This is a genomic window from Pseudodonghicola sp. (assembly GCF_048268305.1).
Taxonomy (GTDB): domain Bacteria; phylum Pseudomonadota; class Alphaproteobacteria; order Rhodobacterales; family Rhodobacteraceae; genus Pseudodonghicola.
The window spans coordinates 1-20796 of record NZ_JBLWVT010000004.1; the positions used below are offsets into that span (position 1 = coordinate 1).

Annotated in this window: 16 protein-coding genes; 10 read left to right on the forward strand and 6 right to left on the reverse strand. The window is 65.3% G+C overall.

Features of this window, described 5'->3' with window-relative positions; translation table 11 throughout:
• Nucleotides 1-250 precede the first annotated feature (250 nt).
• Nucleotides 251-517, reverse strand: a complete 267-nt coding sequence (locus ACN0V4_RS08105; RefSeq protein WP_417674861.1) for a hypothetical protein — start codon at nucleotides 515-517, stop codon at nucleotides 251-253.
• A gap of 196 nt (nucleotides 518-713) precedes the next feature.
• On the opposite strand from ACN0V4_RS08105, the gene ACN0V4_RS08110 reads away from it, so the two are divergent.
• From ACN0V4_RS08110 to ACN0V4_RS08120, 3 genes are read left to right on the forward strand one after another with little or no spacing between them, the layout of a single operon-like run.
• The gene (locus ACN0V4_RS08110; protein ID WP_417674863.1) at nucleotides 714-1781 is read left to right on the forward strand and encodes an HlyD family secretion protein; all 1068 of its coding nucleotides are present in this window, start codon (nucleotides 714-716) and stop codon (nucleotides 1779-1781) included.
• Nucleotides 1781-4510, forward strand: coding sequence for a ribosome-associated ATPase/putative transporter RbbA (rbbA, locus tag ACN0V4_RS08115; RefSeq protein ID WP_417674865.1), 2730 nt, complete (start codon nucleotides 1781-1783; stop codon nucleotides 4508-4510). The genes ACN0V4_RS08110 and rbbA overlap by 1 nt, the downstream gene beginning before the upstream one ends.
• Nucleotide 4511: 1 nt before the next feature.
• A complete protein-coding gene (locus ACN0V4_RS08120) occupies nucleotides 4512-5624 on the forward strand; it encodes an ABC transporter permease (RefSeq protein WP_417674867.1) in 1113 nt (370 codons plus the stop codon).
• Nucleotides 5625-5650: 26 nt separating this feature from the next.
• Here ACN0V4_RS08120 and ACN0V4_RS08125 read toward each other — a convergent pair whose 3' ends face one another.
• The gene (locus ACN0V4_RS08125) at nucleotides 5651-6400 is read right to left on the reverse strand and encodes a sulfite exporter TauE/SafE family protein (RefSeq protein ID WP_417674869.1); all 750 of its coding nucleotides are present in this window, start codon (nucleotides 6398-6400) and stop codon (nucleotides 5651-5653) included.
• Nucleotide 6401: 1 nt separating this feature from the next.
• Nucleotides 6402-7892 (reverse strand): aldehyde dehydrogenase family protein, encoded by a 1491-nt coding sequence (locus tag ACN0V4_RS08130; RefSeq protein WP_417674871.1) that lies wholly within the window; start codon nucleotides 7890-7892, stop codon nucleotides 6402-6404.
• 775 nt (nucleotides 7893-8667) lie between these two features.
• On the opposite strand from ACN0V4_RS08130, the gene ggt reads away from it, so the two are divergent.
• Nucleotides 8668-10386 carry a gamma-glutamyltransferase gene (gene ggt / locus ACN0V4_RS08135; RefSeq protein ID WP_417674873.1) on the forward strand — a complete coding sequence of 573 codons (1719 nt, stop codon included), beginning with the start codon at nucleotides 8668-8670 and terminating at the stop codon, nucleotides 10384-10386.
• Nucleotides 10387-10450: 64 nt separating this feature from the next.
• Here ggt and ACN0V4_RS08140 read toward each other — a convergent pair whose 3' ends face one another.
• The 3 genes from ACN0V4_RS08140 to ACN0V4_RS08150 all read right to left on the reverse strand — a co-directional run bounded on the left by ACN0V4_RS08140 (nucleotide 10451) and on the right by ACN0V4_RS08150 (nucleotide 14328).
• Entirely contained in the window at nucleotides 10451-11791 is a 1341-nt protein-coding gene (locus ACN0V4_RS08140; RefSeq protein WP_417674875.1) for an acyclic terpene utilization AtuA family protein, read from the reverse strand.
• Nucleotides 11788-13209: an amidase gene (locus tag ACN0V4_RS08145; protein WP_417674877.1), complete on the reverse strand. Its 1422-nt coding sequence runs from the start codon at nucleotides 13207-13209 to the stop codon at nucleotides 11788-11790. The genes ACN0V4_RS08140 and ACN0V4_RS08145 overlap by 4 nt, the downstream gene beginning before the upstream one ends.
• A gap of 165 nt (nucleotides 13210-13374) precedes the next feature.
• A complete protein-coding gene (locus ACN0V4_RS08150; protein WP_417675676.1) occupies nucleotides 13375-14328 on the reverse strand; it encodes a LysR family transcriptional regulator in 954 nt (317 codons plus the stop codon).
• A gap of 116 nt (nucleotides 14329-14444) precedes the next feature.
• Here ACN0V4_RS08150 and ACN0V4_RS08155 point away from each other — a divergent pair, with 116 nt between their 5' ends.
• The 6 genes from ACN0V4_RS08155 (at nucleotide 14445) to modD (ending at nucleotide 20788) form a co-directional block, all read left to right on the forward strand.
• A complete protein-coding gene (locus tag ACN0V4_RS08155; protein WP_417674879.1) occupies nucleotides 14445-16022 on the forward strand; it encodes an ABC transporter substrate-binding protein in 1578 nt (525 codons plus the stop codon).
• A 20-nt stretch (nucleotides 16023-16042) separates the two neighbouring features.
• Complete coding sequence (locus tag ACN0V4_RS08160) at nucleotides 16043-16981, forward strand: ABC transporter permease (protein WP_417674881.1); 939 nt, start codon at nucleotides 16043-16045, stop codon at nucleotides 16979-16981.
• The gene (locus tag ACN0V4_RS08165) at nucleotides 16978-17841 is read left to right on the forward strand and encodes an ABC transporter permease (RefSeq protein WP_417674883.1); all 864 of its coding nucleotides are present in this window, start codon (nucleotides 16978-16980) and stop codon (nucleotides 17839-17841) included. The genes ACN0V4_RS08160 and ACN0V4_RS08165 overlap by 4 nt, the downstream gene beginning before the upstream one ends.
• Nucleotides 17841-19460 (forward strand): ABC transporter ATP-binding protein, encoded by a 1620-nt coding sequence (locus ACN0V4_RS08170; RefSeq protein ID WP_417674885.1) that lies wholly within the window; start codon nucleotides 17841-17843, stop codon nucleotides 19458-19460. Before ACN0V4_RS08165 ends, ACN0V4_RS08170 begins: the two co-directional genes overlap by 1 nt.
• 61 nt (nucleotides 19461-19521) lie before the next feature.
• Entirely contained in the window at nucleotides 19522-19824 is a 303-nt protein-coding gene (locus ACN0V4_RS08175; RefSeq protein WP_417674887.1) for a hypothetical protein, read from the forward strand.
• Nucleotides 19825-19942: 118 nt separating this feature from the next.
• Nucleotides 19943-20788, forward strand: a complete 846-nt coding sequence (gene modD / locus ACN0V4_RS08180; protein ID WP_417674889.1) for a ModD protein — start codon at nucleotides 19943-19945, stop codon at nucleotides 20786-20788.
• The last annotated feature ends 8 nt before the right edge of the window (nucleotides 20789-20796 follow it).

Below are 20796 nucleotides of genomic sequence, written 5' to 3' on the forward strand. Positions count from 1 at the left end.
GAGAGTAGGTCACCGCCAGTCCTAATAAGCGCTCTATTCTCTCTATCACGATCAATCAGAACATTAAGCCCTCGGTCCCCAAGACCGAGGGCTTTTTCATGCCAAATCCACACATAGAAATCCACACACACAGCATCAGCCGTTCTCCTCATCGCCTTCAAAAATCGGAGGGAGGAGCGCTCGATGCCCAGGTTGTCGTCGCGAGCAAGAGCCTGCCTTTCCCCGGCGGTCTCAGGGAAGGGGTAAACCCCTAAAGCTGTCGTCCAAGCTCAAGACCCCTGGCCAGCGCCTCGGTGACACAGGCTTCGGCGGCGTCCGGGTCTGCCTCGGTCACCGGGGGAAGCGCGAGCATATTCTTCAGGATGCTGAAGCCGATCGGCATGGAGGTGGCAACGGCCGCGCCGAGCGGGCCACTGGCGCCGTTTGCGATCGGCTTGATCAGATCCTCCATGAGCCGGGCACTGAGGATGCGTTTGCGGGGGATGCCTTGAGCGCGGATGATTTTCTTTTCGCTCATCGCCTCGTCCTCGGGTATTGTCAGGGCAGCGTCATGCTGCGCTTGAAAATCAACCGTCGTTGACTTGTCAGAGCGATGAGCGAAGGGAAAGCGATCTTACCGGGACGGCTCGACACGGAAGGCCAGCAAGAGGCTTTTCAGAACCGCCCTGCCATCCGGCCGATGTCGATCGGTCTTCCGCGAAAACGAGGCCTGCATGAGACTGAATTCCCGTTGGTTGATCCCGGCGGCGATCCTCGCGGTTGCCGGGCTGGGGTATAGCCTGTGGCGCCAGAGCGAACACACCAGCCTGCCGGCGGGGATCGCCAGCGGTAACGGACGGCTGGAGGCGGTGGATATCGACATCGCCGCGAAAACCGGTGGTCGGCTGAAGGCGGTGATCCCCCAGGAGGGTGATTTCGTGACCGAGGGCCAGGTGGTGGCGCAGATGGATACCACCGAACTGATGGCCGAGAAGGCCGAGGCTGTGGCGCAGCTTCACCGCGCCCAGATCGGCATCGACACCGCCAAAAGCCTGGTGACCCAGCGCAAGGCGGAACGCGAGGCGGCGGTCGCCGGGGTGGAGGTGCAGCAGTCTGTCCTCGATGCTGCGGCGAGCCGCCTGGCGCGGTCGGAAAAACTGGTCAGGACCAACGCGATATCCCAGCAGACGCTGGATGACGATCGGGCGGCCGAACGTCAGGCGCGGGCCTCGCTGGCGTCGGCGCGGGCTTCGGTCGCGGCCTCGGATGCCGCCATCGGGTCGGCCGAGGCGCAGGTGATCGACGCCGAGGCGGCGGTCGAGGCGGCCAAGGCCTCGGTCGCGCGGGTCGAGGCGCAGATCGACGATGCCACGCTGATCGCGCCGCGCGACGGGCGGGTCCAATACCGGCTGGCGCAACCCGGAGAGGTGCTCTCCTCCGGTGGTCGGGTGATCAATATGATCGACGTCTCGGATGTCTACATGAGCTTTTTCCTGCCCACCGAACAGGCGGGGCGGGTGGCGCTGGGGGCCGAGGTGCGACTGGTGATGGACACGGCGCCCGAGGCGGTGATCCCGGCGACGGTTTCTTTCGTGGCGGATGTGGCGCAATTCACCCCGAAGACCGTGGAGACCGAGGAGGAGCGGCTGAAGCTGACCTTCCGGGTCCGCGCGCGGATCGCGCCGGAGTTGCTGCGCCACTACGTCCGGCAGGTAAAGACTGGCCTGCCCGGCATGGCCTATGTCAAGCTCGACCCGGAAACGCCATGGCCGGATTTTCTCAATCGTAACCTGGTGCAATAATGTCCGACGCGCCGGTCGCCGAGATCCGGGACATCACGCTGAGCTATGGCAAGCAGCGGGCGTTGGAAGCGGTGACGCTGGACATTCCCGCCGGGCGGATGGTCGGGTTGATCGGCCCCGACGGCGTCGGAAAATCCAGCCTGCTGGCGTTGATCTCCGGCGCCCGTGCCATGCAGGAGGGGGCATTGCAGGTTCTCGGGGGCGACATGCGAAACGCCCGGCATCGGCGCCAGGCCTGTCCGGGCATCGCCTATATGCCGCAGGGCCTGGGCAAGAACCTCTATCAGACGCTCTCGGTTTTCGAGAATGTGGATTTCTTCGGTCGGCTGTTCGGCCAGGACCGGGCCGAGCGCGAGGCGCGGATCACCGAGCTGTTGACCGCGACCGGGTTGGAGCCGTTTCGCGATCGCCCGGCGGGCAAGCTGTCCGGCGGGATGAAACAAAAGCTGGGGCTCTGCTGCGCGCTGATCCACGATCCCGATCTGCTGATCCTCGACGAGCCCACCACCGGGGTGGATCCGCTGTCACGCCGTCAGTTCTGGGAACTGATCGACCGCATCCGTGCCGGCCGCCCGGGGATGAGCGTGATCGTCGCCACCGCCTATATGGAGGAGGCAGCACGTTTTGACTGGCTGGTGGCGATGAACGCCGGCAAGGTATTGGCCACCGGCTCCCCGGCTGAGCTGATGGCGCGCACCGGAACCCATGATCTCGACGCCGCCTTCATCGATCTTCTGCCCGAGGAGCAGCGCCGCGGGCACGTCAGGGTCAGCATTCCGCCCTTCGACCACGCCAGCAGCGATTACGCCATCGAGGCCGAGGGGCTGACCATGCGCTTTGGTGATTTCACTGCGGTAGATGATGTCAGCTTTCGCATCCCCCGCGGGGAAATCTTCGGCTTTCTCGGGTCGAACGGATGCGGCAAGACCACCACGATGAAGATGCTGACGGGTCTGCTGTCGGCCACCGAGGGCCAGGCCTGGCTTTTCGGGGAAGAGGTCGATCCCGACGATATCGCGATCCGTCGCCGGGTCGGCTACATGAGCCAGGCGTTTTCGCTTTATGGCGAACTGACCGTGGCGCAGAACCTCGATCTGCATGCGCGCCTGTTCAAGCTCGCCGAGGCCGATATTCCCCGCCGCATCCACGAGGTGGCCGAAAGGTTTGATCTGACCGGGGTGATGGACCTGCGGCCCGAGGCCTTGCCGCTCGGCATCCGGCAACGGCTGTCGCTTGCCGTGGCGCTGATCCACGCCCCCGACATCCTGATCCTCGACGAACCGACCTCGGGCGTCGATCCGGTGGCGCGGGACGAATTCTGGCAGAGCCTGGCCAAGCTGTCGCGGCAGGACGGGGTGACCATCTTCGTCTCGACCCACTTCATGAACGAGGCGATGCTCTGCGACCGGATTTCGCTGATGCATGCCGGGCGGGTGCTGGTGTCGGACCAGCCGCAGGCCATTGTCGAGGCGCGCGGGGTCAAGACGCTGGAAGAGGCCTTCATCTCGCATCTCGAAGAAGCGATCGGGGCGCAGGCGGTCCTGCGGGAATTGCCCGAGGCGCCTGTCGCGATCCACAGACAGGCGCCGGTAAAAAGCCGGTTCTTCGATCCGCGCCGGATGTTCAGCTATGCGATGCGCGAAACCATGGAACTGCGTCGCGATCCGATCCGGGGGACTCTGGCGGTTCTGGGGTCGGTGATCCTGATGCTGGTGATTGGGCTCGGCATCAACATGGATGTCGAAAACCTGAGCTTTGCGGTTCTCGATTACGACAGCAGCAAGATCAGCCAGGATTATGTCAACCAACTCGCCGGATCACGCTATTTCACCGAACAGGCGCCACTGCAGAATTACGCCGAGATGGATCGGCGGATGCGCGAGGGCAAGCTTGATCTGGCTTTGGAAATCCCGCCGCATTTCGGCCGTGACCTGCTGCGCGGCAAGGATGTCGCCATCGGTGCCTGGATCGACGGGTCGAACCCAAGCCGGGCCGAGACGGTGCAGGGCTATGTGCAGGGGATGCACGCCTATTGGCTGACCGAGCGCACGCGCGAGGCCTATGGCGATGCGGCGGTTGCCGGGGATTTCAACCTGCAGCTTCGCTATCGCTACAATCCCGACATCAAAAGCCTGGTGGCGATGGTGCCGGCGGTGATCCCGTTGCTGTTGATGCTGATCCCGGCAATGCTGTCGACGCTTTCGGTGGTGCGTGAAAAGGAACTGGGCTCGATCACCAACCTCTATGTCACCCCGGTGACCCGGCTGGAGTTCCTGATGGGCAAGCAATTGCCCTATACCGCCATCGCGACGCTGAATTTCTTCCTGATGATGGCGCTGGCGGTCTTCGCCTTCCGGGTGCCCTTCACCGGCAGTTTCCTGACTTATGTGCTGTCCGGGTTTCTCTATGTCTCTGCCGCGACGGCGCTGGGGCTGGTGATCTCGGCCTTCATGAAAAGCCAGCTCGCGGCGGTCTTCGCCACCGCCATGGGCACCCTGCTGCCGGCGGTGCAATTCTCCGGCATGATCAACCCGGTGTCTTCGCTGGAAGGGCTCGGTGCGGTGATCTCGCGGATCTATCCCACCACCTATTTCATGACGATCTCGCGCGGGGCCTTTTCCAAGGGGCTGGGGTTCGCCGATCTCGCCGCCTCGATCTGGCCCCTGGCGCTGACGATTCCGGTGCTGTTGGGGATCGGTGCCATGCTGATGCGCAAGCAGGAGAAATAGGATGGATCTGACCAACGTCCTGCAGCTGGGCATCAAGGAGATCCGCGGGCTGATCCGGGATCCGATCATGATGTTCCTGGTGCTCTATTCCTTCACGGTCGAAATCTATATCGGCGCCACCTCGATGCCCGACACGCTGTCCGATGCCGCCATCGCCATAGTGGACGAAGATGACTCCCCGGTGTCGAACCGTATCATCGAGGCGTTTCAGCCGCCCTATTTCACCCGGCCGGTGATGATCACCCCGGATGAGATGGACCGCCGGATGGACGAGGGGCTGGACACTTTCGCGCTGGATATCCCGCCGGGGTTCCAGCGCGATCTGCTGGCGGGAAAACAGCCTGAGATCCAGCTCAACGTCGATGCGACCCGGATGACCCAGGCCTTTGCCGGGTCGGGCTATGTGCAGCAGATCGTCTCGGCCGAGGTGAGCGAATTCCTGAGCCACTACCGCTCGGACGACCCGCCGGCCGCCGATCTGGTGCTGCGCGCCCGCTATAACCCGGTGCTGGATGGGGGGTGGTTTCAGGCGATCATGGGGATCTCGGACAGCGTCACCTTGTTGGCGCTGGTGCTGACCGGCGCCGCGTTGATCCGCGAGCGCGAGCATGGCACCATCGAACATCTTCTGGTGATGCCAGTGACCCCGCTTGAGATCGTGGTGTCGAAAATCTGGTCGATGAGCCTGGTGGTGTTGCTGGGCACGGCCTTTTCACTGCTGGTGATGTGCGAAATGGTGTTGGGGATTCCGGTGCAGGGATCGCTGCCGCTGTTCATGGCGGGCACCGTGCTGCATATGTTCGCCACCGCCTCGCTTGGCATCTTTCTGGCGACCATCGCGGGGTCGATGCCGCAGTTCGGCATCCTGATGATCCTGGTGCTGCTGCCGTTGCAGGTGCTTTCCGGCGCGCAGACCCCGCGGGAATCGATGCCGCAGATCGTGCAGGACATCATGCTGTTCGCCCCCAACACCCATTACGTGATCCTGTCGCAATCGGTGCTGTTCCGGGGCGCCGGGTTCGATGTGGTCTGGCCGCAGATGCTCTGGCTGGCAGCGATCGGTTCGGCGCTGTTCTGGATATCGCTGCGCTATTTCCGCCGCTTCTTGAAGTAGCGTCCGGGGCCGATTGCCCCCGGAGATCAAAGCATGGCGCCAAGCCCGCGGCCCAGCGCGATGACCGCCATCGCGGCGAGCGTCAGCAGCGCCGCATTGCGATAGCCGCGATCATTCAGCCGGGTGAAGGCATGGGTGCCGGCCCAGGTCGAAATCACCATGACCGGCAGCATCAGCACGGCAAAGATCACATCCGACCGGCCGACCAGATCCTTCAGCACCAGCCCGGGGATCGACATGGCCGAGGTGGCGAAGAAGAAGATGATCAGCGTCGCCCGCATCCGCACCGCCTCGGTCCCGCTCAGCATCAGATAGAGAACCGTCGGCGGCGCCGGCATCGCCGCCAGACCGCTGAGAAAGCCTGAGACAAGGCCGGTTCCGATCGGCCAGCCCGAGGTCCGCGGCAGCGATACCTTGGGCGGCCGGATCAGCGGCACCAGCGCGAAAAGGACGATCGCCCCCGCTGCCACCCGCATCGCCGCCGGGTCGAGGATGGAGAGCAGGTAAATCCCCGGCAGCACGCCGAAGATAGCGCCGCTGATCAGCCGGAGCAGCACCCATTTGTCATAGACCGACCGCAGCATGACGATATCGCGAAAGCCGATCATGAACTGCAGCAGCACCACCAGCACCACGGCGCGCTGCGGCGGCAGCACCAGGCTCAGCATCGGCACGGCAGCCAAGGCGAAGCCGAAGCCGGTCATGCCGCGCAGGAACCCCGCCGCCGCGACAGCCACGGCGGCGAGAAGGGCCAGATGCGGATCGGGCAGCACCATCTCAGGCCATCGACATGATGATGGTCTTCTTGCGGGTGAAATGCTCCAGCATCGACTCGAGCGAGGCTTCCTTGCCCAGACCCGACCGGCCGAAGCCGCCATAGCTCAGGTTCGGCTGGATGGTGTAGCCGGCGTTGACCTGCACGAAACCGGCGTCCAGCTTCTTGGTGGTTTGCAACGCGGTGGCCAGATCCTTGGTCCAGATCGAGGCGCCCAGGCCAAAATCGGTATCGTTGGCCTCGGCGATCACATCGTCGAGCGAGGTCCAGCTTTGCATCACCACCACCGGGCCGAAGATCTCCTCGCGCGCGACGGGGGAGTCGGGGTCGATGCCCAGCACCAGAGTCGGTTGCATGAAGAGCGTGGGGTCGACGCCCTCGGTCGGCAGGGCGGAGCAGCGGATCACCGTCGCCTCGGGCGCGGCCTCGGCGATATCGACGTATTTGCAGATCTGGGCGTGCTGTTTCGGCGAGATGATGGTGCCGACATCGGTGGCCTCGTCCAGCGGATCGCCGATCACCAGTTGATCGAGCCGCGCGCGCAGCGCCTCGACGAAGCTGTCGAAGATATCGGCATGGATGAAGACCCGGCTCGATGCGGTGCAGCTCTGGCCCTGACGGGTAAAGCGCATGCCCTGCATGACGCCCTCGACCGCCTTGTCGAAATCGGTATCGGCGCAGATGATCATCGGGCTCTTGCCGCCCAGTTCCAGCGTCACCGGGATGATCCGTTCCGAGGCGACCCCATAGATCGACACGCCCACCGCCTCGGAGCCGGTGAAGGTGATCTTGGCCACGCCCGGATGGCTGGTCAGCGGCACGCCGCAATCCAGACCGGTGCCGCAGATCACGTTGACGACACCCGGCGGCAGCATCTCGGCGAGGATCGAGACGGCGGCGATGGTGGCGAAGGGCGCAAGTTCCGAGGCCTTGACCACCACGGTATTGCCGGCGACCAGCGCCGGGGCGATCTTCAGCATGGTCAGCAGCACCGGCACGTTCCACGGCACGATGGCAACCACCACGCCCAGCGGTTCGCGGGTGGTGACGGCGAAGACATCGGGGGCGAAGGGCAGGGTTTCCCCCTTCAGCTCAGAGCCGAGGCCACCGAACATCTCCATGATATCGGCGGTCACCGTCAGCTCGCCCCGGCATTCGGTGCGGATCGCCTTGCCGGTCTCGCGGGTCAGCAGGACGGCCAGTGCCGGAATTTCCTCTTTCAACTTGCGGGCGGCCTCGGCCACCAGCCGGCCACGCTGCCGCGCCGGCGTCTCGGCCCAGGTCTCCCGCGCGCGCAGGGCGGCGGCCATGGCCTCTTCCACCTCGGCCGGACCGCTGGCCGGGGCCTTGGCCAGCACCTTGCCGGTGGCAGGCTCAAGCACGTCGAGCATCTGCGCCGCCGGGCGGAATTCGCCGTCAATCAGGTTCTTTTCCTGAACTTTCTCAAGCCAGGCATTGGCGGCATCCAGAAGGGCTTGCTGAGGGTAGGACATGATCGTTTTCGTCTTTCACTGCATTTTGTGGCGTAACGGCACGGGCCGGATGCGGATGTGATCAAAGGGGCTCCGGGTCCGGATGCCGGCCGATGTCATCGAGCGCAAGCAATCGAAGCGGGGCAGGGTCAGCGCCTGTTGTTGAAGCCTGGCAAGGCCGCGAAAGGGTGAGTCGACGCACCTGCGGCAGGTGCCGGGCACCGGCTGAAAATACCGCGCAGAAATTTCGCCACCACTTGTTTTCACAGGGGGAGTTGCCCGGTTTTTTGTAGTTGATTTTCCAGTTCCCGTCTTTTCTTCGATGGAAGGTCAGGCGGCGCCATGATGGGGCAGGGGACGGCAAGCAGGGCCTCCCCCGGCGCATCCGGGGTATTGCGTGAAGCTCTTGTGACCTGGGGGGAGGCAAAAAGTGCGTGAGCGGCGGGTTGAGAACCGCCCACGCCCGAGTTGGGGGAGTGTTGTGCCACAGGATGCCACAAGGAATTGTTCCACTTTCATGAAAAAATCATCATTATACATATCCATAATTTATAATTGAGGCGAAAATTCTTTTCGCCGAGTTATGGATGGATTGCGTTAAATTCATTTTCTCTGGCGGTTTCTAGTGCTCTGCTGCGTCTGGCAGGCCAACCAAACAGGATTGGCGGGCATGGACCTTCCGCGGAGGGACCGGGGGGGAGAGAAGACTGCGCCGTGGACCGGCAGGTGTGCTGTTCCGCCCCGGTCCTGTGTTGGTCGGTCTCCGCCGCCAGATTGCAACAGGGAAGACAGATTGATGACCGCCTCTGACTGGCGCCAGCGCGCCGCCACCGTTTTCGAACCGCAGAAGACCGCCGTGACCGCCTCGGGCGGCATGGTGGTGACCAATCACCCCCTTGCCTCGGCCGCCGCGGTCGAGGTTCTGGCGGCGGGCGGCAACGCCATCGACGCCACCATCGCGGCGCTTTTCACCCTTTCGGTGGTGGAGCCGATGATGGTGGGGATCTTCGGCGGCGGCACCGCGCTGATCCGGCTCGCCTCGGGCGAGGAGGTGGTGATTGACGGGCTGTCGCTGGCGCCGGCGGCGGCGCGCCCGGACAGTTATACTCCGATCTCCGACAGCTGGCCCGATTACATGGAGGTCGAGGGGCGCGAGAATGCGGTGGGGCCGAAATCCATCGCCGTGCCCGGCAACCTCAAGGCCTGGTGCGAGACATTGGACCGCTTTGGCCGCTGTGATCTGGCGACGGTGACCCAAGCAGCGATCCGCCACGCTGAAACCGGTTTCGCCGCCACCCCCTATCTGTGCAACTGCATCGCCGGCAGCGTCGAGGACATGCGCCGCGATCCGGAGATCTCCAAGGTCTTCCTGCCCGGCGGCGAGGTGCCTGAACCGGGATATATCATCCGCCAGCCCGACTATGCCGAAACCCTGCGCCAGATCGCCCGCGAAGGTGCCGGCGCGCTCTACGGCGGCACCTTGGGCCGGCGGGTTGCCGAGGCCCTGGGCGCTGCCGGCTCCTTCCTGGGGGTGGAGGATCTGGAGAGCTACAGGACCATTGACCGGACGCCGGTCGAGGGCAGCTATCGCGGGGTGCGCATCCTCGGGTGCCCGCCGCCCTGTTCCGGCGGCGTCCATGTGGTGCAGATGCTGAACCTGCTCGAGGGTTTCGATGTCGCAGGCCTTGGCTTCGGCACTCGCGAGGGGGCGCATCTGCTCTTTGAGGTGTTGAAGATCGCCGCCTCGGATCGGCGCGCCTCGACCGCCGATCCGGATTTCTTCGATGTGCCGGTGGCGCGGCTGATGTCGAAGGCCTATGCCGATCAGCGCCGGTCCGAGATCGACATGACCCGCGCCGGGGCCTTTGCCGCCGCCGCGCTGTCGACGGAATCGCAGAACACCACCCATGTCACCATCGCCGATGCCGAGGGCAATATCGTCACCTCGACCCAGACCATCAATTCGCTGTTCGGGGCGAAGATGATCATTCCCGGCACCGGGATCATTCCGAACAACTACATGTACCTGTTCGATCCGCACCCGGGGCTGACGCTGTCGCTGGTGCCGGGCAAGCGGATCACCTCGACCCAATCGCCGCTGATCGGCTTCCGTGGCGGCGCGCCCTGGTTCGCGTTGGGGTTGCCGGGGGGGCCGCGGCTCTATGGCTCGGCGATGCAGGCGGTGGTCAATCTGATCGACCACGGCATGACCCTGCAGGAGGCGGTGGAGGCGCCCCGGGTCTGGACCCAAGGCCAGGACAGCGAATGCGAGCTGGAGTTCTCGCCGACGCTGCGGCAGGAGCTGGCCGCGATGGGTCATCCGATCATGCCGGTGCCGCATATCGCCGGCGGCATGTGCGCGATCGAATTCGGCGGCGATGGCACGATGACCGGCGCCGCCTGCTGGCGTGCTGATGGCACCCCGATGGGGATCGGCGGCGGACTGGCGCGGGAGGGCACGCAGTTCTGGCCCGACTACCGGCGCAATTCGAAAGAGCTTCGCGGCGACGCCTGATGACGAGGCTTTGGAACGGGGATCAATGGGGATCACGGGGCGCCGCTGCGGCGCCCCCATGGGTCTATCCCGCGCGGCTGTCGATAAAGCTCAGCCGCGGGGTGACGAGATCGCGCGCCATCAGGCTGGAACAGATGGCGATCACCTCTTCCACCGTCCGCCGCACGCCGCCGCCGCCGGCCGGCCCGTTGACATAAAGCGCTTCGACTTCCTCGCCGACCCGCTGGGCAAGCTGTTCGTCGTCGCACAGTGCCGCCACCCGGGCGGTCGCCTCATGCGGGTGCGGCGCGTTCAGTCCGGCCGGCAGCAGCGCATGGGTGCCAAGCACGTCGAATTCCGCGGCGAGCCCCGGCGCCACCCGCTCCAGCCGCCGCCGCACCACCTCCAGCGCCAGCCCGGCGCGATCCACCGCAGAGCTGCCGGCATAGGAAATCTGCGCCTCGCCCAGAAAGCCGGCGCGATAGCCGATCGAGACCTTCAGTGTCGCGGGCGCCCTCCGTCCGGTCGCGCCCTTCAGCCGCACGCGGTCCTGCCCCAGGCTTTCCACCTCGACCTGCGAGAAATCGGCGATCACGTCGGGGGTGATATAGCCGGCGGGGTCGAAGACCTCGTAGAGCAGTTGTTCCTTGCAGGTGGCGGGGCAGATGGTGCCGCCGCTGCCGACAAGCTTGCCGATCACCAGCGAGCCGTCTTCGAACAGCTCGCCGATGGGAAAGCCGACCCGGTCCAGATCCGGCACCGTCTTGCAGCCGGGATCAGCGAAATAGCCGCCGGTGATCTGGGCGCCGCATTCCAGCAGATGGCCGGCCATGGTGGCAAAGCCCAGCCGCGGCCAGTCGTCCAGCCCCCAGCCGAAATGATGCAGGATCGGCCCGACGAAGAGCGACGGATCCGCCACCCGCCCGGTGATGACCACATCGGCGCCCTGTTGCAGCGCCTGCAGCACCGGTGCGGCGCCCAGATAGGCGTTGCCGGAAAAGACGGTGTCGCCCAGGCTGTCCAGCGCTGCGCCGGTTTCGAGAATGGGGGTGTCGCCGGTCAGCAGGGCGTGGACATCGTCGCCTTCGATCACCGCGATCCTGATCGGCGGCAGGCCCAGGTCGCGCGCGATTTGGGCGATCCTTTCGCCGGCCTTGCGAGGGTTGGCCGCCCCCATGTTCGACACGATCCGGGTGCCCTTCGCGACGCAGAGCGGCAGCACCGCGCGCATCCGCCGGTCCAGCAGCGGGTCATAGCCCTTGTCGGGGTCCTTCGCCCGGGCCAGCTGCGCCTTGGCGACGGTGCGTTCGGCCAGGCATTCGAAGACGATGTAGTCCAGTTCCCCCTCGCGCACCAGATCGACCGCCGGGCTGATCCGGTCGCCGGCATAGCCGGCGCCGGTTCCGATCCGCAGCGCAGGCCTCACGCGCGGGCCTCGCGCGGCAGGATCGGGGTGATCTTGCCCAGCCCCATCGCCCGTTCAAAAGCCGCCGCCGCCTGCAGCAGCGCGTGTTCCCCGCGCGGCTTGCCGACGATCTGCAACCCGATCGGCAGCCCGTCTCTGGTAAAGCCGCAGGGCACCGAGATCGCCGGCAGCCCCAGCATGGAAATCGCGAAGGTGATGGCGATCCAGTCGATATAGCGGTCGAATCTATGATCCTCGCATTGCTCGACAGTGGTCCATTCCACCGGGAAGGGCGGCACCACCGTGGTCGGGCAGAGCAGCAGATCATGGGTTTCGAAATAGGCTGCGACCCGGGCATAGACGGCGGCGCGGGTGCGTTCGCCGCGCGCCAGTGTTTCGACGTCGAGCGCACGGGCGGTATCGACGCTCCAGGTGATTTCCGGCGTCAGCCCGTCGCGGGACCGGTCGACCAGCGGACCCATGCCCACCACATGGCCGAAGCCTCGCACCTCATAAAAGGCATCGACGATACCGCTGAAATCCGGGCAGCTGTCTTCGACCGTGGCGCCCATGGTTTCGAACACGCCGCCTGCGGCGCGCACCGCGGCGGCGATCTCCGAATGGCAATAGGTGATGCCCAGATCGGTGGAGAGGCCCAGGCGCAGAGCCTTCGGATCCTGATCCAGCCCGGCGCGATAGCTGTCCACCACCGGCGGATAAGACAGCGGATCGCCCGGCGCATGGCCCACCATCGCGTCCAGCATCAGCGCCACATCGGCAACGGTCCGCGCCAGCGGCCCCTGCACCGGCAGCAGGTTGAAGGGGGTGCCGGTCGGGCCGCGCGGCACCAGCCCGGGGCTGGGGCGCAGGCCGACGATGCCGCAGAAGGCGGCGGGCGCGCGGATCGAGGCGCCCAGATCCGATCCGGTCGCCAGCCAGACCTGACCGGTGGCCAGCGCCGCCGCCGAGCCGCCGGAGGAGCCGGCAGTCGACAGGGCAGGATTCCACGGGTTGCGGGTGTAACCGAACAGTGTGCTATATGTGGTGGCGTTGAAGCCAAATTCGGGCGAGGTCGCCTTGGCCACCGGGATCGCGCCGCGACGCTGCAGATTGCCGACATCATAGCTCGAGGCCGAGGCGACGGTCTCGGCGAACAGCGGGCAGCCTCCCATCGTGGTGCGCTGGCCGGCCACATGGCTCAGATCCTTGACCGCGATCGGCAGCCCGCCCAGCCAGCAGCGCGGGTCGGGCGTCGCGGCCTCAAGCGCCTTGGCCTCCTCGCGCGCGGCGTCGTGAAAGCGGATGGGCAGGGCGTTGACGGTGCCGTCTACCGCTGCGCTGCGCGCCTCGGCGGCGTCGATCAGATCCGTCGGGGTGATCTCTTTCTTCTGCAGCAGCGCGACGGCCTCGGTGGCGGTCAGCTCCGTTAGTTCGGTCACTGTGACTTTCTCCTGACGCGGTTTTTGGGCCCTGTCGGGCGGGGTCCTTGCCAGTATCAGGGAAAAATCTGCGCAGAATAATTTAAACGAACGGAAGCATTCATAAGCATAGGGTAAGAGTGTCGATGCTCCGCACGCAGCCGGAGGTTCGGGGTGGTCGGCGGATCAGCCGACCTCTGACAATGCGATCCGCGGCAGGTCCTTGAAGCGGGCAAGGCTGTCATTGCCGATCGCCGCGCCCGAGCGCTGGAACATGTCGAGCACGGCCAGTGTCGCCGGGCTGCGGCTGCGCCGGCGCAGCATGATCAGGCCGATCTCGCGCTGGGCCGCCGGCCCCTCCAGCGCGCGCAGCACCAGTCCGCTCAGGTCAAGCCCGCCGAGCGCGAGTTCCGGGATCAGGGTGATGCCGACGCCGCTGCGCACCAGCCCCAACGCGGTGTTGAGCCCGCTGATTTCGCTGCGGCGCAGCAGGTTCGAACCAAGCTGGGCCGACAGCATGCGCACCTGATGTTCGATGCTGGTATTGCCCGAGAAACCGATGAAGGGGCGTTTGCTCAGATCCTCCCAGCTTGGCGAGGCGATCTGTGCCAGCGGATCGTTTTCGTGGCAGAGGCAGACCAGCCGGTCCTTCAGCAGCGGTTCGAACCGCAGGTTCGAGGCCTTGGACGGGCGGGTGCCGATGCCGAAATCGACCTCTTCGTTCTCGACGCTTTCCTGCAGCGGTTCGGCCAGACGTTCGACGATCGACACCTCGATATCGGGGTGCTCCTCGACCATGCGCGACAGCAGCGGCGGCAGGATGGTGGCGCCGGCCGAGGGCAGGATGGCGATCCGCACCCGGCCGCGTCGCAGCAGCCTGAGATCGGTCATGTCCTGACAGGCGTCGTCCAGATCATCGAGAATCCGCGCGATCCGGTCATAGAACTCCAGCCCTTCGCTGGTCACCTCGACGCGGCGGGTGGTGCGATCGAACAGCCTGAGGCCGAGTTCCTCTTCAAGCTGGCGGATCAGGAGGGAAAATCCGGGCTGGGTGATCCCCATCCGCTCAGCGGCTTCCGAGAAGGAATTGGACTGCACCCCGGCGATAAAGGCACGGAGCTGCCTCAGGTTCACATTCATATGCAACGCAAATAGACCCATAACTAGAAGAAAGCAATATATTTGCGGGTCGTTTGCTATGGTTTTCATATGAATGCGTTTCCGTTGAAGGCGCAGAACAACAGGGAAGCCCAGGTATGAAAGCACGATGTTTCAGAAATTTCGCCACGGCTCTGTCGGTCGCAGCCCTGCTGCCTGCCGGTGCCGCCTTTGCCGAAACCACCCTGCGGGTGGTCGGCCATGCGGCGCTCAAGATGCTCGATCCGGTCAATACGACCGCCTATATCACCCGCAACCACGGCTATTTCATCTATGACACGCTGTTCTCGATCGACGACAGCTTTGCGCCGCAGCCGCAGATGGTCGATACTTGGGCGGTCAGCGCGGATGGCCTGACCTATAGCTTCACCCTGCGCGAGGGGCTGGCCTTCCACAACGGCGCCCCGGTCACCGCCGAGGATTGCATCGCCTCGATCCAGCGCTGGGCGCAGCGCGACGCCATCGGCAAGCGGATGGCGAAACATGTCGAGGCGATGACCGCCACTGGCGCAACCTCGTTCGAGATCAAGCTGAGCTCGAAGTTCGGGGCGCTGATCGACGGTTTCGCCAAGCCCAGTTCGTTGCCCTTATTCATCATGCCCGCCGATATCGCCGCCACCCCGGCAAGCGAGCAGATCAAGGCCTATATCGGCTCGGGGCCGTTCAAGTTCGTCGCCGACGATTTCCAACCGGGCGTGAGGGCCGTTTATGAGAAGAACGCCGATTACCTGCCCCGGGTCGAGCCTGCCTCGGGCCTGGCGGGGGGCAAGATCGTCAAGGTCGACCGGGTCGAATATCTGTCCTTCCCGGATTCGCAGACCGTCGTGAACGCGCTGAAACAGGGCGAGGTCGATATGGTCGAGTCGGTGACCCCCGACATGGCCAAGCAGCTTGCCGACGACAAGGATGTGGTGATCGCCGCGACCGCCGCCAAATTCGTGCCGGTGGTGCGGTTCAACTGGCTGCAGCCGCCGTTCAACGATCCGAAGGCGCGCCAGGCGGTGCTTTACGGCCTGTCGCAATACGACTTCATGGCGGCGCAGATCGGCGATGAGAAATACTATCAGATCTGCGGCGCGATGTTCGGCTGCGGCACCCAGCTTGAGACCGAGGTGGGGGCGGTGCAGACCGCCGAATACCCCGATCTGAAGAAGGCCAAGGAACTGCTGGCCCAGTCCAACTACAAGGGCGAAAAGGTCATCGTGCTGCAGCCGACGGATCTGCCGACGCTCTCGGCGATCCCGCCGCTGATGGTGCAGGTGCTGCAGCAGATCGGCTTCAACGCCGAGGCGGCGCCGATGGATTGGGCGTCCTATCTGCAACGCCGCAACAGCCAGGCCCCGGTTGCCGATGGCGGCTGGAGCGTCGCCTTCGGCAGCTGGAACATGCTGGATCTGGTGTCGCCGATCTCGAACCTGAACCTCGATACCGCCGGGGCCGAGGGATATGCCGGCTGGTCCTCGGACCCGGTCATGGCCGAGCTGAAGGACGCCTTTGCCGCCGCCGAGAGCGTCGCCGAGAAAAAGCAGCTCGCCGAAGAGATTCAGAAGCGCGCCTATGAGCTGGTGTTCGCCATCCCGCTCGGCACCTGGAGCCGGACGGCAGCCTGGGGCCAGAACATCCACGGCCGGATCAACGCGCCGGTGTCGATCTACTGGAACGTGTCGAAAGACTGACGGGCAAAGGACGGCTCCCCATGTTTCGCCTTCTCTTCTCGCGGCTGCTGATGTCGATCCCGGTGGTGCTGATCGTCATGGTCGTGGTGTTCCTGCTGGTGCGTCTGACCGGGGATCCCGCCTCTCTGCTGGCCGGAGATCTGGCCAGCCCCGCCGTTCTGGCCGAAATTCGCGCCCGGCTGGGGCTGGATCAGCCGCTGGTGGTGCAGTTCTTCGTCTGGATCGGAGAGCTGCTGCGCGGCGATCTGGGGCAGTCGGTGCTGTCCAGCCGTCCGGTGGCCGAGGAGATCGGCCGCCGGATCGAACCGACGCTGATCCTGACCCTGTCGTCCATCGTGCTGACCGTGCTGATCGCGGTGCCGATCGGCGCAATCGCCGCCTGGAAGCACGAACAGATGACCGACCGCATCCTGATGATGCTCTCGGTGATCGGGTTTTCGGTGCCCACCTTCGTGATCGGCTATGTGCTGATCATGATCGGGGCGCTCTGGCTCGATCTGCTGCCGGTGCAGGGCTATGTCAGCCCGCTCGACGATTTCTGGAACGGCCTCTATCACCTGATCCTGCCGACCCTCACGCTCAGCGTCTTCTTCATGTCGCTGATTGCCCGTGTCACCCGCGCCTCGGTGCTCGAGGTGATGGGCGAGGATTTCATCCGCGCGGCCCGCGCCAAGGGGCTGCCGGAACGGCGGGTGCTGTGGAAACACGCCTTCCGCAACGCCTCGGTGCCGGTGGTGACGGTGATCGGGCTGGGGATCGGCATGCTGATCTCGGGCGTCGTGGTGACCGAAAGCGTCTTCAACATCCCCGGTGTCGGGCGGCTGACCATCGACGCGATCCTGTCGCGCGATTTCCCGGTGGTGCAGGGGGTGATCATCTTCTTCGCGCTCACCTATGTCGCGATCAACCTGCTGATCGACATCGCCTATGTCCTGATCGACCCGAGGATCCGCTATTGACCTCCCTATCCCTTCCGTTCCTGCGGATGCCGGCGCTGAGCCGGTCGACCAAGCGCGCGCTTCTCTTCGCCGTGCTGCCGCTTCTGGTGATCGTTCTGGCGGCGATCTTCGCGCCGCTGCTGACTCAGCATGACCCCACCTTCATCAGCCCGCGCAAGCGGCTGGCGCCCCCCGGCGCGACCTTCTGGTTCGGCGCCGACGCGCTGGGCCGCGATCTTTATGCCCGGGTGATCTATGGCGCACGGGTATCGTTGACGATCGGTTTTCTGGTCTGCATCCTGGCGCTTGCGATAGGCACCTTCTTCGGGCTGATCTCGGGGGTCTCGCGCGCGGCCGATGCGGTGATGATGCGGGTGATGGACGGTTTCATGGCGATCCCCGGCATCCTTCTGGCGGTGACGCTGGTGTCGCTGTTCGGGGCCAGCCTGTTTTCGGTGGTTCTGGCCATCGCCTTTCCCGACATCCCGCGGGTGACGCGGATCGTGCGTTCGGTGGTGCTCTCGGCACGAGAGGAACCCTATGTCGAGGCCGCCATGGGGGTCGGCGTGCCGCGCTGGAAGGTGGTGTTCCGCCATATCCTGCCCAATTGCATCGCGCCGCTGACGGTGCAGGGCACCTATATCTTCGCCTCTGCCATCCTGGTCGAGGCGGTGCTGGGGTTCCTCGGCGTCGGTTATCCGCCCAGCATCCCGACCTGGGGCAATATCCTGGCCGAGGGCCGGGCGCATTTCCAGGCCGCCCCCTGGACCATCGTCTTCGCCGGCGCGGTGCGGTCGATCACGGTGCTTTGCGTCAACGGCCTGGGCGATGTGCTGCGCGCCTGGCTCGATCCGAAATTCGCCCCGAAGGAGCAAGGCTGATGCGACAGGCCGAGAACCGCGCCAAAGTGCTGGAAGTGTCCGACCTGACCATCGCGCTGCCCGGGGGCGGCGATCGCGGCCGCGCCGTGCGCGGGCTGTCCTTCGCGATCCGGCGGGGCGAGATCTTCTGTCTGATCGGCGAAAGCGGGTCGGGCAAGTCGGTCACCGCCTCGGCGGTCATGGGGCTTTTGCCCAAGGCGCTGCGGGTCGAAGGCGGCGGCATCCGGCTGGAGGGCGAGGAGATCACCACAGCCGGCGCCGACCGGCTGCGGGCGCTGCGCGGCACCCGCATGGCGATGATCTTCCAGGAACCGATGACGGCGCTGAATCCCTTGATGAAAATCGGCGAACAGATCGCCGAGGTGATCCGCTATCACCGCAGCGACTGGACCGATCAGGCGGTGCGGGCGCGGGTGATCGACCTGGTCGAGGACGTGCACCTGCCCAATCCCCATCGGATTGTCGGCGCCTATCCCTTCCAGCTCTCGGGCGGGCAGCGGCAGCGGGTGATGATCGCCATGGCGCTGGCGCTTGAGCCCGCGCTGATCATCGCTGACGAACCCGTCACCGCGCTCGACGTCACCACCCAGGCGCAGATCCTGCGGCTGTTGCGCGATCTGCAGGACAAGCACCACACCGCGGTTCTGTTCATCACCCATGACTTCGACGTGGTGCGCGAGATCGCCGATCAGGTCTGTGTCATGCGCCACGGTGAGGCGGTCGAGCAAGGCGCGGCCGCGACGGTTCTGTCGGCGCCGCAGCACGATTATACCCGCATGCTGCTGGACGCGGTGCCCTCCAGCCGGATCGTCCCGCGCGAGACGCCCGCCGCCCCCACCCTGGTCGAGGTCCATAACCTGTCGCTGACCTTCGGCAAAAGGGGCCTGTTCGGCGGCGGGCGGACGGTCATCGCGTTGGATGACGTCAGCTTTCGGTTGCAGGCCAACGAAACGCTGGGGGTGGTCGGCGAAAGCGGGTCGGGCAAGACGACGCTGGGGCGCTGCGTGGCGCTGTTCCAGCGGGCGGGCGACGGTCATATCACCTTTGACGGCCGCGATATCACCGGTCTCTCACGCGATGAGCTGAAGGATTACCGATCGAAAGTGCAGGTGATCTTTCAGGATCCCTATCGGTCGCTGAACCCACGCCGCACCATTCGTCAGAGCCTAACGGAAGGGCCGCTGGAACGCGGCGAGGCGCGGCATGTGGTCGAGCAGCGGGCGGTTTCCCTATTGCACGAGGTGGGCTTGGGTCGCGAGGCGCTGGAGCGGTTCCCGCATCAGTTCTCGGGTGGGCAGCGGCAGCGGATTTCCATCGCCCGGGCGCTGATGATGCAGCCCAAGCTGATCATCGCCGACGAGGCGGTCTCGGCGCTCGATGTCTCGGTGCAGGCCCAGGTTCTGACCCTGTTCGAGACGCTGCAACGACGGCTTGGCTTTGCCATGCTCTTCGTGACGCATGACCTGCGGGTCGCAGCGCGGCTTTGCGATCGTATCATGGTGATGCAGCGCGGTCGCTGCGTCGAGATCGGGCCGCCGCAAGAGGTGCTGCGCCATCCTTCCGCCAGCTATACCCGAGAGCTGCTTGGCGCCCTGCCGGGGCAGGCAATGCATCTGTAACATGATTTGCGCGGGCTTTCCGCGTGAGGGCCCCAGTTGGATCGAAGCATCAGGAGACAGAATGAAACTGCGTGAAATTGCGCATTCCAGGGCCGGCGACAAGGGCAATGATTCCTGCATTTCGGTGATCGTCTACGATCCGGCAGACTTCGATTTCCTGCGCGACCGCCTGTCTGCCGATGTGGTGAAAGCCCATTTCGCGGGCATCGTTCTGGGCGAGGTCGAACGCTACGAGGTGCCGTCGATCGGGGCGCTGAACTTCGTGCTGCGCCAGGCGCTGGGCGGTGGTGTGACCCGATCGCTCAGGCTCGATCGCCATGGCAAGACACTGTCGGGCGTGATGCTCGAGATCGAATTGACGTGAAGGTCGGCGCTCGTTGGCGTCGCAGACTGTCGCAGTCCGCGGGTTCGAGAGGTCGGGCTTGACCCGCGGGTTGGTCTCATTCGATATGTTTGTTTGAATATATCGAATGGAAAACCGCATGTCCCGACTGAGCGATAGCGCCCTGCTGCAGATCCTGCATGATGACTGCCCCTATTCCGACCCGACGACAGAGGGGCTTGGCATCGCGGAGGTCGCCGCGCGAGCGACCTTGACGACGCGCCAGGACATGGTGGTCTGCGCGGCAGAGGAGGCGGCCCGGATGTTCGAGCTGTCCGGCGCCACGGCGCAGGTGCTGGTGGCCAGCGGCCAACGCGCCGAGGCGGGCACGCAATTGCTTGCGGTCGAGGGGCCGGCGCAGGCGATCCACCGCAGCTATAAGATGGCGCAGACCCTGATGGAGCTCTTGTCCGGGATCGCCACCGCCGCGCGCAGCATGGTCGAGGCGGCCCGCGCCGCCAATCCCGCCTGCCGGGTTGCCTGCACCCGCAAGCACATGCCGGGGATCAAGCGCGCCGCGCTGCGCGCGATCGAGGCCGGCGGCGCGGTGCCGCATCGGCTCAGCCTGTCGGATTTCGTTCTGGTTTTCGAAGAGCACCGGACGCTGCTCGACCCTGCGGTACCGCTGGCCGATCATCTGGCCCGCCTGCGCGCCCATTCCCCCGAACGGCGCGTCGCGGTCGAGGCCGAGGGGGCGGCGGAGGCGATCGCCTTTGCTCGCGCCGGGGCTGAGATCGTCCAGGTCGACAAGGCCAGCCCCGGGGAGATCGGCGAGATCGCTGCGGCGCTGGCCGCGATGACGCCGCGCCCCCTGCTGGCGGCGGCCGGTGGCATCACTCCCGCGAATGCCGGCGCCTATGCCGGCGCCGGCGCCGATATCCTGGTCACATCCGCCCCCTATTACGCGCCGCCCCGCGACGTGAAGGTGCGGATTTTCCCGGCTTGAGCCGCGGC